The sequence below is a fragment of the Methylophilus sp. DMC14 genome, assembly GCF_056314085.1.
Genome location: NZ_JBQUZA010000001.1, coordinates 647412 through 662932 on the forward strand (window position 1 = coordinate 647412; position 15521 = coordinate 662932).

Below are 15521 nucleotides of genomic sequence, written 5' to 3' on the forward strand. Positions count from 1 at the left end.
GCTGACTACGTGCTTAGCGACGCAAGGTCACGGTTTCATAAATCAGCAAAATGACCGACGTGATATTGGCGAGAAATGCACCACCAGACAAAGAAACCACCCCGACAATCACCTCAGTATCCGCGCCGTTGCTGCCAGCAACGGTCCAGATAATTGCTGCGGCAATCAACTGTAAATCGGCGACCAGGCTGGTAGCGAGGTGGATCGCGCCAATCTGCGTCCGGTCACCAAATTTAAGTACGGTGGCAATCAAATTCACCACAATGGCGACATACAACTCGTAATGCAAGTGATGTTGCGGGTTATCAAGATCACCAACAAAAAATCCAAAGTTAAGCGTCATGGCTAGAATAATAAAAAAGCCAAAAATCACTTTTTCCAAATTCATCTACGTTTCCCCGACCAGTGTTTTATGGCATTCTACCCGATTAAAATTTGTTTACTGCAATGTATTTTATGGCGAAAACCAATTCTGACTGCCTGCATATTGTGATTACCGGTGCCTCCAGTGGCCTAGGCGCCGCCATGGCCACGGCCTATGCCCAACATTATCGGCAACAGTTGCAACTAAGTCTGTGCGGTCGCAATACGGGCGCACTGCAAGCGCTTGCCAGTCAGCTGAGCAGCCAATATCAGGTTGCCTGTACAACTTACAGCGTCGATGTAAGGCAGGCAGACCAGATGCAAGCCATGGCGCAAACGGCCATCCATCAATATGGCACCCCGCATATCGTCATCGGCAATGCCGGCATCAGCCGTGGCACCCTCACCGAATACCAGGACGACATCCCCGCCTTTCAAGCCGTGTTTGATACCAACGTCATGGGACTGGTGCACACCTTTCAACCGTTTATCGAGGCCATGAAACAGGCAGCAGAGCAGGGCAAGATGGCGCAACTAGTAGGCATCGCCAGTGTGGCCGGTATTCGCGGCTTGCCTGGCGCCGGCGCTTACAGCGCGAGTAAAGCAGCGGCCATTACCTACCTCGAAAGCCTGCGCGTCGAAATGCAGCAATATGCGATTACCGTCACCACCATCGCCCCCGGCTACATCCGCACGCCCATGACCGACATCAACACCTACCCGATGCCCTTTCTCATGGATGCCGATGTCTTCGCCCGCAAAGCCATGCGCGTGATTGCCCAACAACGCCGCTTTAGTGTCATCCCATGGCAAATGGGTATCGTCGCACGCCTGCTCCGCCTGATCCCGCCCGGCCTGTGGGACTGGATCATGAAAAAAGCACCGCATAAAGCCAGGCTACCCGATTAAATTTAGCGGCAATTAAAGTCGATTAGCCCGAACAGGCTATTGAGTAGATATTTCAGTTGGAGATAATCAAACAAACCCACCTTGTTTTAAGAGAAGTATGGACAACACCCAACCCCGCCAACACCCTCTACAGCCACAAGCACACGAGGTCTGGCAAGACCAATGCCGCATCTGCCTGATTAACGGCAAGCTGGTTGCCTTGCCTTATATTGAAGCGTCACGCTTTGACGATTACGAATTCGGTGCCACGCTGGCAGCCATTAATGCCAACCGGCTGATACGTAAACTGGTGAACAAAGAGCAATCTGCTCCACGCTAGTCAAACCAGCCTCTGCGACGTCCTGCCAGGTCAGGATGCAGGGGTAAAGGTTTTTACGTCGACAACCCAAAGAGGGTTTTAAGCGTATCGCTACGCTCACTCTTCGGTATGATCCTTTTTGTCACCACGCCATCGGTGATGGTTTTCAAGGTATCGCCGAATAAAATCATCCTGCCTGCCGGCTGATGTAATACGACCAGCAATCTCTGCACAAAAATCGCCTCAGGGTGAGTGGAGTTCATAAAATTTGCCGGATAAAAATCAATCCACTCCCAGGGATGCAGGTCAAACGCAAACTGGTTTTGCCAGTCCTCATCGACGCGTGCCTGTACTAAAAATTCGCGCTCGCCCTGGGTACGCAACATAAAGCAATCATGGTCCTGCATGGTTTCCGTATCCAGCCTATTTAAGGCCAGTGGTGCGCGGATACCATAGCTGCCAAAACCCAAATCACATAACCATGCTTGTTGCTCGAGATGTACCACAATTGCCATATGCGTTTTGGGTCTGCGCACCGGATAAAACATTGGTCGCGCCGCGACCAGTTGAAAGCGAAAGCCCAGCGCCTGTAATGCCATGGCAAAGACCCCATTCACTTCGTAGCAATATCCCCCGCGTTGCCGATAAATAACTTTCTCGACTATCTCCTCTGGCACCATGGAAACCACCTTGCCAGCCTGTACATCCAGATTTTCAAACGGCACACTGAATAGCTGACAGCGCATGAGTGCACGCAAGGTCTCGATATTGGTGTCAGGCTGTCCGACATAGCCTATGCGGTTGAAATAATCTTGCAGTTTGAAATTGGTTGCTTGCATGTGAATAGGATCCTGTGAACAAGTTGCTCTGAAGTGCGCTCCACAGTAACACGATCACCATAAAAAAGCCCACCTTGCGGGTGGGCTGTCTTTTATCGCGTAATCGGTTTATAGCGGATACGTTTAGGTTTGGCGCCTTCCTCACCCAACCGTTTTTTCTTGTCAGCTTCGTATTCCTGATAGTTGCCGTTGAAAAACGTCCATTGCGAGTCGCCTTCGGCTGCCAGAATGTGCGTGGCAATCCGGTCCAGGAACCAGCGGTCGTGCGAGGTCACCAGTACGCAACCTGAAAACTCAAGCAAGGCATCTTCAAGGGCACGCAGAGTTTCCACATCAAGGTCATTCGAGCGTCTATCCAGCAGTTCTCTGGATTGTAATTGACGATATCCAAATCACAGTATTAAATGATTTTTGCTCCAGAAAAACGTCCCTCCCAAGTATTGAGAGACACAAATCGGCTTACTGATCCAATCTCTGGACGATAAAGGAGTGCAGTTTGAACCAATCCACTGACATCCTGAGTGCCATGGCTAAGCAACGTTCCATCTTCAGCTCCGCGAAATGCCATCTCACCAAAGTTTGTCGAAATAATAGGCAAACCAAGCGCTCGATACTCGTAATATTTAATGGGATCTACCGAAGCAGTCAGGTTATTCTTTTTGAATGGAATCAACCCGATGTCAAACTCCTGCATTGCACGCATTGCATCTTGGTGAGAGCAGGGTGGGTGAATTTTTACATTTGCTGGCAATACATAAGGCGCAGGTGTGAACATCGGCCCGATTAAACGCACTTCATCCTGTGGCCGCACTCTGGCCAGGTTAATGACCCAATCCCAATCAAACCATGGGCCAATCGTGCCCACATAACCCAGAACTTTTTCTGCTCTTGACGAGATACCAACTTTTGGAACTGGCAAAACACTAGCATCCAGGCCGTTAAGCACAAGCTGAACATCTGACCGCAAACTGCTCCAACGACGCTGCAATGATGTCGATGAAACTAATACATGGGTCGAGCGGCTTATTAACTCCAGCTCCCGCCGTCGCATTGCCATACGAGAAAGCCCAGTATAAAACGATGGAAAGTCGTCCATGGCGTCATAAACAGAAACAGCGCCATTGAGCCGACTCATAACGGCTAATGCGAATACCGAGGGCTTACCAATACCTAGCAAAGTCGGCTGTTGATGCGCAAATGCAACGACCTCGTCAAGCACACCTCTCCAAATCAAAGCATTAACCAATCCTGACCAAGGCAGAGGCTCTATCGGCAAAGCAGAAGGCCTGATCACCTTCAACCAGGTAGTGCAGGAATCATTTTCCTGACTGACTTGCTGTCCCAGCCTACGAAAATCTGACAGCGAAGGAAACCTGGTGGGATAAGGGTCAACCCAAAGTACATGACCACCTGTCGTCTGGTGAAACCATTCGACAAACTTGTGAGGCCTTTGCGCAAAGCTAGTCCATGGAACGGGTGATAGGTAAATGAGCCGCTTCAAGCAAAATGCTCCCGTAATACCGACATAATTCGTTCCGCCCCTTTGCCATCACCATACGGTGAAACACCACACGCCATTTCGCCATAAACAGCTGGATCGTCCAACAGCACCTGAGCCTCCTCGACGATACGTTCATAGTTCGTCCCCACAAGCTTAACAACGCCCATTTCAACGGCCTCCGGCCGTTCTGTTTCTTCACGCAATACAAGCACAGGCTTACCCAAAGCAGGTGCCTCCTCTTGCACACCACCAGAGTCACTGATAATCAGATACGCCTTTTTCATCGCTGCAACAAATGGCGCATAATCTAACGGCTCACACAAAATGATATTGCAGCAATGACCCAACATCTCATGAGCTATATCCTTGACGTTCGGATTAGGATGCACTGGGTAAAGAATTTGGATATCCAAGTTTCGCTCGGCCAAAGTTTTGAGTGCTCGGCAGATATTACGAAACGGTTCACCAAAGTTTTCACGGCGATGTGATGTCACCAACACCAGCCGCTTGGTAGCATCCAATGTGATACCCACCTCATGTACCTTGGATGCAGTCATGAGCAGTGCATCAATCACCGTATTGCCGGACACTGTAATGTCGGCATCCCGCACGCCCTCTCGTAAAAGATTCTGCCTGGAACGTTCTGTCGGCGCAAAATGCCAGCGTGCCAACTTGCCAGCAATCACTCGATTTGCCTCTTCAGGAAACGGGGTTTGCATATCCCAAGTCCGTAATCCCGCTTCCACATGCCCGATCGGAATTCGGTGATAAAAGCAGGCCAAGGCTACTGCCATGACAGTTGTGGTATCGCCTTGCACAAGTACGGCATCTGGTTTCTCAGCGAGTAAGACCTCGTCCATGTCTAGTAACAATCGTGCTGTCAGCGTCGTCAGGGCTTGATTTGGCCGCATAATGTCGAGATCAACATCGGGTTCGATGTTGAAAAAGCTCAACACCTGATCGAGCATATGTCGATGCTGTGCAGTGGCGAGTACTCGAACATCCGCCCATTGCTGGGTCTTTAATGCCAATATCACGGGTGCCATTTTAATAGCCTCAGGACGCGTCCCCACCACACAAAGAATTCGTTTCTTTTCCATAATCATATGATTATGGCTCGTAGTAGATCACTTGGCTGCCTGCCGTTTCAAATTTGAAGGGCACATAAATCAACTCCCCGAGCGCAGTCCGAACAGCAGCTTGCTTTTCTGGCGACACAAACATCAACATGAAGCCACCACCGCCTGCACCTAACAATTTTCCACCAATAGCCCCCGCCTTTCGTGCGGTGTCATAAAGCGAATCGATGCTTGAATTTGAAACTTGATCAGACATGGCACGTTTATGCATCCACCCTGAATGCAACAATTCACCAAAAGGGCGAATATCTTGGCTATTGCAAAGGATGTCTACCCCTTGATCGACCATGGCGCGCATTCGATGAAGCTCAATGGATTTATTCGCTATATTTGCTACCTGAGCCTTGGCTATTTCGGATGAAATTCGAGAAAATCCAGTAAAGAACAACATCAGATGATCATTCAACGCCTGCTTTCTCTCTGCTGGTACAACAAGAGGCTCAACTTTCAAACTGCCATCTTGTTGGAAATGAATGACATTGAATCCACCATAAGCTGCTGCTGCCTGATCTTGCGAGCCCACATTCTCACACAACACCTCCTGTTCGATTCGAATCGCTTCCTGAGCCAGCCAGTCCTTTGTAACGCGTTTGCCTTGGAGCGCACTTAGAGAATGCAGCATGCCGACGACAAAAGAAGAACTAGAGCCTAGTCCAGAACGCGCAGGGAGGTCTGCATCACAATGAATTTCAAGACCATGCTCAAAACCCATGTCTCCAAGCACCGCACGAACCGCCGGATGCTCAATGTCAGCAATCGACATAGTATTTTCAACCTTGGAATAGGCAATCCGGTATTTATGGTCGAAAAATGGTGGTAGTTCGCGGCAGGTGATATAGCAATATTTATCGAACGATGTCGACAATACTGCACCACCATGTTGTTTGTACCATGGCGGGTAGTCGGTACCGCCTCCAAAAAAGGAAATACGGAAAGGTGTCCGTGAAATAATCATTAAGTTTGCTCGTTTTTTGACTAATTTTCGAGAAAAACCAGCGACCAATCGAGGCGGAAGCCATTACACTAATTATGATTTAACTGTAACAAGTATAACGAACCACCCAAATAGATAAACTTAGCATTTAGCTTTACGCCGAGTCTTTCGCTTGAATTTCTTTGTAGTTATTGGTATCCAATATAAATATGCCTTCAAAACGATTAATTTTAGCGCGTGAAAGACCCAATTCCATGACACATCAATTCATTTCGAAGAGCAGAAATCATTATGCTCCAGTTGGTTAAACATAGCTGCTTACTCAACCAACCTGCTCATAAGCTTTTGCCTCATAAAACCACTCAATCGTTTTTTTGAGCCCCACATCTAGAGCCTCAAGCGAGTAGTCCGGTAACGCTTCTTTGATCTTTTCTACGTTTAGGCATTTTGATTTCGCCCCAACATACCGACTGCTGTCATACAGAATGTCCGCTACTGGATAGCCAACTACCTTGCAAATGCTTTCGGCAAACATTCGTATCGGATACTCCTCCCCCGCCCCAATGTTAAAAATCTCATTGTCGAATTTTTGTGCAAGTTGCCAAAGGATTTGAACGAAATCGTCAACAAGGACCAACTCCCGTTTTTGGTAACCATCTCCCCACAGCACTACAGGTTCTCCATACTCTTTGCCACGGATAATCTTTCGCATCAGATCGAAGATAAAGTGCATTTGGCGGCCATCCGTGTGATAGCCGGCACCGTACAGTGTTGATGGAACCGCGCATAGATAACGTAAACCGAATTGATTACTCAATGCACGCGCACCCTGATAGAGCATGCGCTTTGTCATCGCATAAGTGTAGAGACTGTCAATAGGTTCACCCAGCATGTACTCCGTCTCACGCAAATTACTATCTGGCGCATATACACAGCTAGTCCCCATGAACACCAACTTTGCTTGCGGCTGTTGCTCGGCCCACCAAGCCAGAACATTGGTATTGATCTGTTGGTTGATGATCCACTGCTCGCCAGGGTGTTTGATGCAGAAATCTCCCGCCTGCGTCCATGCTGCAAGATGGAATAGTAGATCGTACTTTTCCGATGAAAAAGCGTTCAGACTGTCTGCCTTGCGTAGATTACAATTGTGAGAAGTAAGCTTGGTCAATTCGTGGCCCTGCGCTTCTAAAAAGCGGCATAACGCCGTACCAAGAAAACCCGAACTGCCTGTAACAATGATCTTCATGCGCTCACCTTGGGATTCACCGGAAAATAGAACTCGACGCCTTGATCAATTAGCGACTGATTGTTTGCCAATATCTCCTTTTTAAAATTCCAGGCAAGCACATAATAAATGTCCGGAAGATCGGTTACCTCGTCTTCAATTAACAAAGGTATGTGCATGCCAGGCGAATACAATCCGCGACGTAGCTCATTTTTTTCTACCAAACTCTCGATTAACTCAGGTCCCACGCCGAAGTAGTTAAGCATGGTATTACCTTTTACGGGTGCGCCAAAACCGTAGATACGCCTACCAGCTGCCTTCGCGGCATTCAAGTAATTGAGATTATCCTGCTTCATCTGTTTTATACGCAGATCAAATTGTCGATAGGCTTCGATGGTGTTGCACCCAGAAGTGCGCTCTTCTTCACGCATTGCCAATAACTGCTCAGATGGCTCTCGGGCACCTTGATGAGAGATATAGCCGATGATAGAGCCGCCATGAATTGGAGCCAGGTATGCATCGAACATGGAAAGACCATGACGGTTGAGCAAAACTTCAATCGTTTCGAGCGTGTAGTACAAAAGGTGCTCATGATAAATCTGGTCAAAAGCCAGGTTCTCCATAATACTTTTCATGTATAAAAACTGGACGACGAACACGCCGTCTTGCTTCAATCCCTGCTTGATCGCCTCACAGACTGAATGCAACTCTTCCAGATGAAAAAAGACCCCAGAAGCATTGAACACATCAAACTGCTTGCCAATATTGGCCATCGTTTGCTGGTTGAAGAATGCGTTCAATGTTGGTACACCCGCATCGTTTGCAATACGTGCTGTGGTCTTGGACGACTCTACGCCCAACACTTCGTAACCCAACGCCTGAAAATGCTTTAATTGCGTGCCGTCATTAGAGCCAATATCAAGCACAGACTTTTGTTTTGCGTGCGCAAAAAACTTAGTATCCACCTCGTTGGCAATATTACGAAAATGTTCTGAGAGTGATTTGGTCGTCCCAGACAAATAGGTGTGATCCCCAAACATGATCTCCTTCTTAACCGTGAAATCAAGCTGAGAGGTATGGCAGTCGTGACAGAACAGGACTCGCAATGGATAAAAAGGCTCCTTACCGACCTCCTCCTTTTTCAGAAAGTGGTTGCACCAAGGCTGCTCGCCAAGATCAACAACAGGTTCAAGATGGGTTGAATCACAGATACGGCAGATCATTTTTACTCTCCTTTGCCAACAGATTTAGTACAAACCATCCAATCTTGGAACGAACGGTCATCGGGCGGTTGCATCACATCGAGAACAGTAAAATATCTACCCCAATATTGCTTAGCCACTTCGCGCTTCCAGAAAACCTGACTAACGCCTATGTCACCATAATAAAAATAATCATAAGGCATATCCCGAGTTTTCAGCATCGTTGCCGAATGATTATTCTTGACCCAAGATAAATCTCTATGGTCGTAATAAAAGCGCCATGCATTTTCTGTATGAATTGTTTGAATTATTAAACCACCAGGTTTCAAAACACGCTTCAGTTCAAGTAACCACATATCCCAATGAAATTTGATATGTGTGAATATAGAAAAACCATATATAACATCGAAATGATTATCTGGAAATGGAAGCACTGGCACCGTAGACCCCGTATATACACAAAACTCTGGGGGCATGAATTCTCGCATCCATTGAATTGGTTTTGCCTGAATATCAACACCATATAACTTCCAATTTTTGGACCTTGACTCCGCATGAAAATGGCGTAGCACTCTACCGGATGAACACCCAAAATCCAAAATGGCCAAATCGTTCGTTTTTGCAAGATGAATATCAATCTGAGCTTTGACCAAGTTTTTGTCGTTTAGACCCCAACTCAGATATTCATTTGTATCATCAGGACTATAACCCATACGGTCAGCAGATGCAGGAACTAACAATTCAACTCCATCAATTTTCAAGGGTTGTTCAAAGCTTATTGGTGCCGTCTCTAAGTAGTAATCCAGTGGCTGATGGAATCCAAATCGAGGCATAACCGTGTATTCGTTTCGGACCATTGAAAGTGTTCTTTCGACAATCTTATCTTCCCGATCCTCTAGTCTAACCATTGAAAGTGTTCTTTCGACAGTCTCAGCTTTCCAATCCTCGAGATTATGTCGCATAAAGGCAATGAGTTTATTCTTCAATAATTTTTTTAAATTAACCATTTTTGACCTTAATAAATTATTTTTTGCAATTAACAGAGACTTCGACAAATCCGCGTTTTAAACCAAAAGTTCGCTTTATAACTGTAATTCGACTAATGCAGTCGATTGTTATTGACTGCATTTTCAATGCCCTAATTTGACTTCCAAAGCCATGAGTGCTGCTCATGCCGATTGTCATTCAATACGCTGTAGCAAGGCCATGAGATAGTCTTTAGGTCAACGCGATGTTGTGTCTGATACCGAGAGGCATTGCGCCAAGCACTAAACAGTATCTTCATGCTCCCCAATCTGGAAGCTTCCTTCTGAGCAAATTCAAGTGTTCGCAAATCGAGCAACATTTCCTCCAAACCTGGAAGCGTTCGGCTTGCAACTTCAGAGTTCAAGTTTCTCGCCTTGATATGCTGAGCCAAATAGGTTGCATATTCAATGTCACAGGACATATGACCACAATAGGATTTGCGATAACCCAAAGCCAAGCAAAGCTGTTTTTCCGCCTCCTCAATTGGCCTGTTTTCGAAGGCATATCGGAGCCCACCCGGAGTACGATGCATATACCAAGCCCGCAGATCTTCAATCTCTGCTTTTGGGCTGGCTGTGGTTTGTCCATCAGGATAATTGATGAACAAGCCAAGCATTTTGGGAATAAACTTGACGTTGATGTAGGGCAAAATACGATTCTTGATCTCGGTATCACCAGCTGCCCCAAAGGTTTCATCGTAATACCCAAATCGCTCATGCAACGTTTTACGATACATACCGCCAACCCATGAAAGATAACAGGTTTCTAGATATGTATGATCTTTGCAAGCACCTGTTCGATCATATGACATGATATCGTACTCATGGACGCCATGTTCATCCACTGAAGTAACCAAGCTATTGGCCATCACCCAATCGACTTCGGGGTTCTGATCCAGCTCATCTGCTAAAACCTCCAAGCCTTCTGGGTATAACGTCTCATCTGCTCCAAGAAATACGAGATAAGGCGCTTTCGCAAGACCAATACCTCGATTCCAGGCAGCCTGAATTGTTTCGCGTTCCGCAGACCGAGCGTAAGCGGCATTTAGTGGGGTTTTTTGCAAGAATGCTTCGATGACTTCTCGTTCATTGGTGGGAGAGCCGCTATCAACCAGAATAATCTCAACCTCGCCACGCTTCACTAGCGTTTGTTGACTCAGCGCAGTCAGAAAGTAGTTAAGTTTATCAGCTGCTTTATAAAGAGAAACAATGACAGACACTCTTGGAACACTTAGAGTACGCCGATCATCAAGCACCTGAAGCGGTTTATCTTGCCGAATAAGGTTACGTTGATAGGCTGCTTTTAAATAGGCATATACATTTTCTTCAGCCTTGTTTGGGTCTCCGTACATGGCTTGTGCGGCTACGGCTTCTTGAGCTAGCCCGTGTTTATTTAGTGTGGCAATCACCCCAGGTAAAAGGCCTAGTTTATCTTCACCAAGCAAGCGAAGTATTCTAAGTTCATAAGTGACTGCCATCAACTCGTTGCCCAGAATGCGTTCGATACGTGCAATCTCCTTCCAGAAGTTACAACGATAGAGTGGGTTGCTTGCCTTACTATAAATTTTATCAAGCTTGCTACGCAGCAACTTGAGATTATGTTCAGAGCATTCAGCAATCCTTGTCAAGCGCCATGGCACTGATTTTGAATCGACTAGGAATCCAAAAAATTTGGCATCGCCAAAATAACCAGATTTTTTTAATTTTTCGACTATCCAAGATCTAGGAGCAAGGATAAGTCGCATTAGCACTTGATAAACATGGGTGGGTAGTAGTTGACGCGCTAGTTTTACCAATTGCGCCTTATAGGAACGGCCACGTACTTCGTAGGGCACTACGTAAGAACCGGTTAAGCTAAGCTCAACGGAAGCAGATTTAAGTGCATTCTCGTAAAATGAACGCATATTTAATGAGCTCTGTGGCTTTACTGAGCGTTGAGTCAAATACGTAGCAAGTTTTTGACGATGGTTATCATAGTGATCAACCAGTTCTTGCAAGTCGCTTACGGCCGCATAAAAATTGTCAAAATCGATTTTAATGTACGGTAAATCTGGATGAAACTCATCTAGATAATCACACACTCCTGCTTTTGTTGAAATCGCTACAGGACAACCACTAAACAAGGCTTCAAGGGCAACGAGATTCAATGTGTCGTATCGGACGGGCAAGACAACGATTGATCGCTGGCCATATAACTTTGCCAGTTGACCTCTACTCAGTGATGGTAGAGTGGGTACTTCGATACCGCGATGCTTGGCAATACCCTCTAACAGGGAGGCTGATGATACACCGTGCTGCGAGAAGTCCGAGTCACCAATATGCGCAGCGCTATCAAATGATTCTTGCCTCAGCCAACGAACCAATTCAACGAAAAGGTCATTTCCCTTACGCCGCTCGCTGCGGCCAATACAGTAAATTGAAGGTTTCTTATGCACATCAATTTGGTTGAGCGATTGTAATTCAGCACTGACAAAATGAGCGGGGTCAATATAATGAACGGGGCGATTAACGACTGTCTGCCATTCACTGATATAGCGTGGAGAAATTGCATAGACTGCATCCGCCGCTTCGAACTGAGTCCGCTCCAATAAGCGCTTCTCCAGCAAGCTATTGTCAGCAGAACCCCAATTTAACTCCATCGATTTGGATATATTACCGTGCATGGCAAGCACAATGCGCTCAACATTGACGCGATGATGAGCAAACGCATCCCGCAAAGCGCTTCCAAATGATTGAAAATCAGGGATATCAACGATGTCAAAACTCTCGCCTGCTACCGATCTCGCAATCTGATCAGCCTCTATTAATGTTTCTAATTTATATCTGGGGTAAGGTGGAGGAACTATAGCGCGCAGACGACGACGTTCTGCTAATGGAATGCAGCGGGCATTTGCTGGGCGAGATGCAGTTGCTGACTCTGCACGCTGGAAATAATAAAACTCTATGTCGGGTGTAGCTTCAATGATTTTTTTATAAACTGTTTGGCCGCCGCCGGTTGCCTTATAGAGGTCAGTAGTAATGAGCAATATTTTCATAACTTTTACGATTTCTTTAACATTTGTACCAGCAAGTTGTGTGCGGAATGCTGTTGTCGCCATTGCGTACTGAATGCGATGCTTTTTTCTTCATGCTTTGGGTAATCGCTGAGAATTTTTAGAAATGCATTATGCAAGCCAGAGATGTCGTCATATTCAACTGATCCACACAGCGTTTTGGTTTTTGCCATCCATGTACCTTTTGGGTAGACCGTCGGGACCCCAGCCGCCAACGCTTCGGCAAATATACCAGAGCTTCGTGCCTGATAATTTTTTTTACAATAAGGAATCAGGATTATATCAGACGAGCAAATCAGGTGATTATAAGCATCACTACTGAAGGGTCCATCAAGGATATCAAGCCCTTTCCCTTGCAATTTTATTAGTTGTTTTTTAGCTCGGATGACGCGCGCACTGGTTACGGATAAAGGAAAGTTTGCCTGTACACGAAATTGAACATTAGCCTCACTAAATCCTTTTGAGCGAGTGACGGCGATTAGTTTCGGCAAAAGATGAATTCCCTTCTCCTCACGCGCATCCCCTAGATAAGAAACAACAAGTGGCCCGCCATTCTTTATACTTTTAAAACCGAGCGTCTCGTCAATCGGGATTGGAAGGGTTGTAAAAACCTTTTCGACCGCACAACTGTATCGCTCGGTAAGCTCATCAGTATCTGTATAGAAAGCAGCATGGCCCTTGCTGAAACGCGCATCGAATTCAGAAAAACACTTGACGATTCGAAAGTGATTCACACGTGCTTTGCTAATCAAACTCTCATCTAACGTACATAAGTCCCGCCGAAAGAGAAGATGCCAGTCCAAGGAGATAGCATTTTTTGTTGCGGAATACAGCGAGATGGCGATGAGCTCTATCCCTCCCAAAGTTGGAACAAAGACAATATCACCCGTTTTTGCACCAACACGAATAAAAAAACTTTGTAACTCTTCAGCATATATCTTAGCCAAATCAGGATTGCCTGCAATTTTGCTGCTTTTCCGCAAATAGTTTGTTATCAGAGCTGTTCGGCTTATTGCCTGATTTTCCCAAAAAGTGCGCGAAAAAGCTTTGTCTATAACATCTGCACCATGACAGACCACATCGCCAGCCCTGACGTTTACGCCAAGAACAGTTCTATAACCAAGCGATTTTGCCGCACGCAGAATGCGATTGGCGTATTCAAGATAGTGTCCGGTCGAGTCTTCGATCGAATGATCGATCAAGATGAAATTACGATTCATGGAGTCGGCTTTCGCATTGCGTCCAACTCCGCGATGCGTTCAATCGCATCGCAAAGTGAAGCCGTTACGAATTCGGCTCCAGTCGTGATTGCCTCTTCACTTACGCCATACCCTGTACGCACGAGAATTGTAGAAACACCCGCAAGTTGTCCTGCTTGAATATCAATAGCCTTGTCACCGATCATCCATGACCTAGAAAGATCAATATTGAGTGCAATTGCCGCTTCAAGCAACATGGTTGGACTTGGCTTTCGGCATTTACAAGCACGAATCTCCCCATACTCAGGATGGTGAGGGCAAAAGTAATAGGCATCGATTTTGCCCCCTTTACGTACCAAATCAGCAGACACATGATTATGTAAAGCATGAACATGCTTCGCTGAATACAATCCTCTCGCAATACCAGCTTGATTACTAACGACCACCACCAAGAAACCCGCCTCGTTCAGCTGCCGTATTGCTTCTGCCGCACCTGGAATCCACTCCCAGTCCTCTATCCGATAAAGGTAATTTTTTTCAACATTAACGGTGCCGTCTCGATCAAGAAAAACGGCTGGGACAGGATGACCCGCACGAGGGGTGTGTAAAGTGAAGTGCATAATTTCGCTTATGCGCCAATGTTGTCAGCGATAAGCTCAGCAAAGGCCAAGGAGCCAGTGAACGCTGGAGAAATCGCATTCAAGACATGTAAGGAGTCATCGGTATTAGCGAGAATGTAATCCATTTCCAGCCTACGTGTCTTGGTATTAACCAGTTGTGGGCGGATGCCCGCTTTGGGTGTGGGCACCATGTCCTCAGCATTGAGCGATGGCATGAGCGCCTTCGCGGCTTCAAGAAAGTTTTTTTTGCTGTACTTACCCATTTCAAGGTGCGCCAATTTGCGGAAATTGTTTTCATTGCGCAAATACATGCCAGCAAGCTGGTAGCCAATTGCCGCAGATTCGGCGAGGCTCATGCCTTGTAAAAGCCCATAGTTTTCACGCCCAAATGCTGGAATAGCCGTTGGTCCAACATAAACATCGGAACTGATGACCCGTGTAAGATGCACACCAAGAAATGGCATTGAAACATCTGGTACCGGGTAAATGTTGGCGCGAACTTTATGATTTGCAGCCTTGCTTAGCTTCCAGTAAATGCCCTTGAACGGAACTAGTGCGTATTCACTGGCCAGTCCGTATGCCTTGGCCACAGTATCTGCATAAGCACCGGCACAATTGACCAAAAAGCCGTAACTTATGTCTCCCTGATTGGTCTGTATGCATCCTCTGCGCTTGACACTCTGAAATGTGTAATCAAACAGAAAAGTAGTGCCATGCTGTACTAACTTGTCTTTAATGCGCGCCAGAACGACTGTACTATCAATGACAGCGGTGCTTGGGCAATATATTGCTGCGGGACCAGAAGCGGCGAATGGCTCGATTTCTTTGAGCTGCTGGGAATCAATGCGCTCCGCAAGGATATTGTTATCTCTTGCATTACCCATCAGCTTTTCGACCGTTGGCAGTTGAGCTTCACTTGTTGCAATAATGACCTTACCACATCGGTTGACCGCGATACCTTCGGCTTCTGCATAAGCCACCATACGGCGAGCACCCTCTGCACATACTTTGGCTTTAAGTGTATCACTCCCATAATAGATACCACAGTGCAGAACGCCACTGTTGCGCCCACTGGCATGCAGACCAGGTGCCGATTCCTTTTCTAAAATAGCGACCGTCGCCTTCGGGTTGCGTTTGACAATTTCAGACGCAACCGTAAGACCGACGATACCGGCACCAATAATGACGAAATCAAAATTAAGCTGTGACATCAA

14 protein-coding genes and 1 pseudogene are annotated in these 15521 nt (G+C 46.5%); 2 read left to right on the top strand and 13 right to left on the bottom strand.

Features of this window, described 5'->3' with window-relative positions:
• Positions 1-13: 13 nt before the first annotated feature.
• Entirely contained in the window at positions 14-388 is a 375-nt protein-coding gene (locus ACT53C_RS03205) for a DUF6394 family protein (RefSeq protein WP_476144773.1), read from the bottom strand.
• Positions 389-447: 59 nt separating this feature from the next.
• Between ACT53C_RS03205 and ACT53C_RS03210 the strand changes: the two genes are divergently transcribed.
• Both ACT53C_RS03210 and ACT53C_RS03215 read left to right on the top strand, forming a co-directional pair.
• Positions 448-1272, top strand: coding sequence for an SDR family oxidoreductase (locus tag ACT53C_RS03210; protein ID WP_476144774.1), 825 nt, complete (start codon positions 448-450; stop codon positions 1270-1272).
• 97 nt (positions 1273-1369) lie between these two features.
• On the top strand, positions 1370-1591 hold the full coding sequence (locus tag ACT53C_RS03215) for a hypothetical protein (RefSeq protein ID WP_313984704.1): 222 nt from the start codon (positions 1370-1372) through the stop codon (positions 1589-1591).
• A 53-nt stretch (positions 1592-1644) separates the two neighbouring features.
• Here ACT53C_RS03215 and ACT53C_RS03220 read toward each other — a convergent pair whose 3' ends face one another.
• The 12 genes and pseudogenes from ACT53C_RS03220 to lhgO form a co-directional block, all read right to left on the bottom strand.
• Positions 1645-2409: an arylamine N-acetyltransferase family protein gene (locus ACT53C_RS03220; RefSeq protein ID WP_313984701.1), complete on the bottom strand. Its 765-nt coding sequence runs from the start codon at positions 2407-2409 to the stop codon at positions 1645-1647.
• A gap of 92 nt (positions 2410-2501) precedes the next feature.
• A pseudogene (locus tag ACT53C_RS03225) lies at positions 2502-2771 on the bottom strand (energy-dependent translational throttle protein EttA); the annotation flags it as partial.
• A 38-nt stretch (positions 2772-2809) separates the two neighbouring features.
• Complete coding sequence (locus ACT53C_RS03230) at positions 2810-3910, bottom strand: glycosyltransferase family protein (protein WP_476144775.1); 1101 nt, start codon at positions 3908-3910, stop codon at positions 2810-2812.
• Complete coding sequence (wecB, locus tag ACT53C_RS03235; RefSeq protein ID WP_476144776.1) at positions 3907-5010, bottom strand: non-hydrolyzing UDP-N-acetylglucosamine 2-epimerase; 1104 nt, start codon at positions 5008-5010, stop codon at positions 3907-3909. Before wecB ends, ACT53C_RS03230 begins: the two co-directional genes overlap by 4 nt.
• A 10-nt stretch (positions 5011-5020) precedes the next feature.
• Positions 5021-6052, bottom strand: coding sequence for a GHMP family kinase ATP-binding protein (locus ACT53C_RS03240; protein ID WP_476144777.1), 1032 nt, complete (start codon positions 6050-6052; stop codon positions 5021-5023).
• A 253-nt stretch (positions 6053-6305) separates the two neighbouring features.
• Positions 6306-7229 carry an NAD-dependent epimerase/dehydratase family protein gene (locus tag ACT53C_RS03245; RefSeq protein ID WP_476144778.1) on the bottom strand — a complete coding sequence of 308 codons (924 nt, stop codon included), beginning with the start codon at positions 7227-7229 and terminating at the stop codon, positions 6306-6308.
• A complete protein-coding gene (locus ACT53C_RS03250) occupies positions 7226-8431 on the bottom strand; it encodes a methyltransferase domain-containing protein (RefSeq protein ID WP_476144779.1) in 1206 nt (401 codons plus the stop codon). Before ACT53C_RS03250 ends, ACT53C_RS03245 begins: the two co-directional genes overlap by 4 nt.
• A 2-nt stretch (positions 8432-8433) precedes the next feature.
• On the bottom strand, positions 8434-9417 hold the full coding sequence (locus ACT53C_RS03255; protein WP_476144780.1) for a class I SAM-dependent methyltransferase: 984 nt from the start codon (positions 9415-9417) through the stop codon (positions 8434-8436).
• A 131-nt stretch (positions 9418-9548) separates the two neighbouring features.
• Positions 9549-12533 (bottom strand): glycosyltransferase, encoded by a 2985-nt coding sequence (locus ACT53C_RS03260; protein WP_476144781.1) that lies wholly within the window; start codon positions 12531-12533, stop codon positions 9549-9551.
• Positions 12476-13708: a glycosyltransferase family protein gene (locus ACT53C_RS03265; RefSeq protein ID WP_476144782.1), complete on the bottom strand. Its 1233-nt coding sequence runs from the start codon at positions 13706-13708 to the stop codon at positions 12476-12478. Before ACT53C_RS03265 ends, ACT53C_RS03260 begins: the two co-directional genes overlap by 58 nt.
• Positions 13705-14307 (bottom strand): D-glycero-beta-D-manno-heptose 1,7-bisphosphate 7-phosphatase, encoded by a 603-nt coding sequence (gene gmhB, locus ACT53C_RS03270; RefSeq protein ID WP_476144783.1) that lies wholly within the window; start codon positions 14305-14307, stop codon positions 13705-13707. The genes ACT53C_RS03265 and gmhB overlap by 4 nt, the downstream gene beginning before the upstream one ends.
• 8 nt (positions 14308-14315) lie before the next feature.
• Positions 14316-15518 carry an L-2-hydroxyglutarate oxidase gene (gene lhgO, locus ACT53C_RS03275; protein ID WP_476144784.1) on the bottom strand — a complete coding sequence of 401 codons (1203 nt, stop codon included), beginning with the start codon at positions 15516-15518 and terminating at the stop codon, positions 14316-14318.
• Positions 15519-15521 lie beyond the last annotated feature (3 nt).

Coding starts and splice junctions, on each gene's coding strand:
- ACT53C_RS03220 (WP_313984701.1), bottom strand. CDS start 2,409: ATGCAAGCAACCAATTTCAAACTGCAAGATTATTTCAACCGCATAGGC.
- ACT53C_RS03205 (WP_476144773.1), bottom strand. CDS start 388: ATGAATTTGGAAAAAGTGATTTTTGGCTTTTTTATTATTCTAGCCATG.
- gmhB (WP_476144783.1), bottom strand. CDS start 14,307: ATGCACTTCACTTTACACACCCCTCGTGCGGGTCATCCTGTCCCAGCC.
- wecB (WP_476144776.1), bottom strand. CDS start 5,010: ATGGAAAAGAAACGAATTCTTTGTGTGGTGGGGACGCGTCCTGAGGCT.
- ACT53C_RS03250 (WP_476144779.1), bottom strand. CDS start 8,431: ATGATCTGCCGTATCTGTGATTCAACCCATCTTGAACCTGTTGTTGAT.
- ACT53C_RS03255 (WP_476144780.1), bottom strand. CDS start 9,417: ATGGTTAATTTAAAAAAATTATTGAAGAATAAACTCATTGCCTTTATG.
- ACT53C_RS03210 (WP_476144774.1), top strand. CDS start 448: ATGTATTTTATGGCGAAAACCAATTCTGACTGCCTGCATATTGTGATT.
- lhgO (WP_476144784.1), bottom strand. CDS start 15,518: ATGTCACAGCTTAATTTTGATTTCGTCATTATTGGTGCCGGTATCGTC.
- ACT53C_RS03260 (WP_476144781.1), bottom strand. CDS start 12,533: ATGGCGACAACAGCATTCCGCACACAACTTGCTGGTACAAATGTTAAA.
- ACT53C_RS03245 (WP_476144778.1), bottom strand. CDS start 7,229: ATGAAGATCATTGTTACAGGCAGTTCGGGTTTTCTTGGTACGGCGTTA.
- ACT53C_RS03265 (WP_476144782.1), bottom strand. CDS start 13,708: ATGAATCGTAATTTCATCTTGATCGATCATTCGATCGAAGACTCGACC.
- ACT53C_RS03215 (WP_313984704.1), top strand. CDS start 1,370: ATGGACAACACCCAACCCCGCCAACACCCTCTACAGCCACAAGCACAC.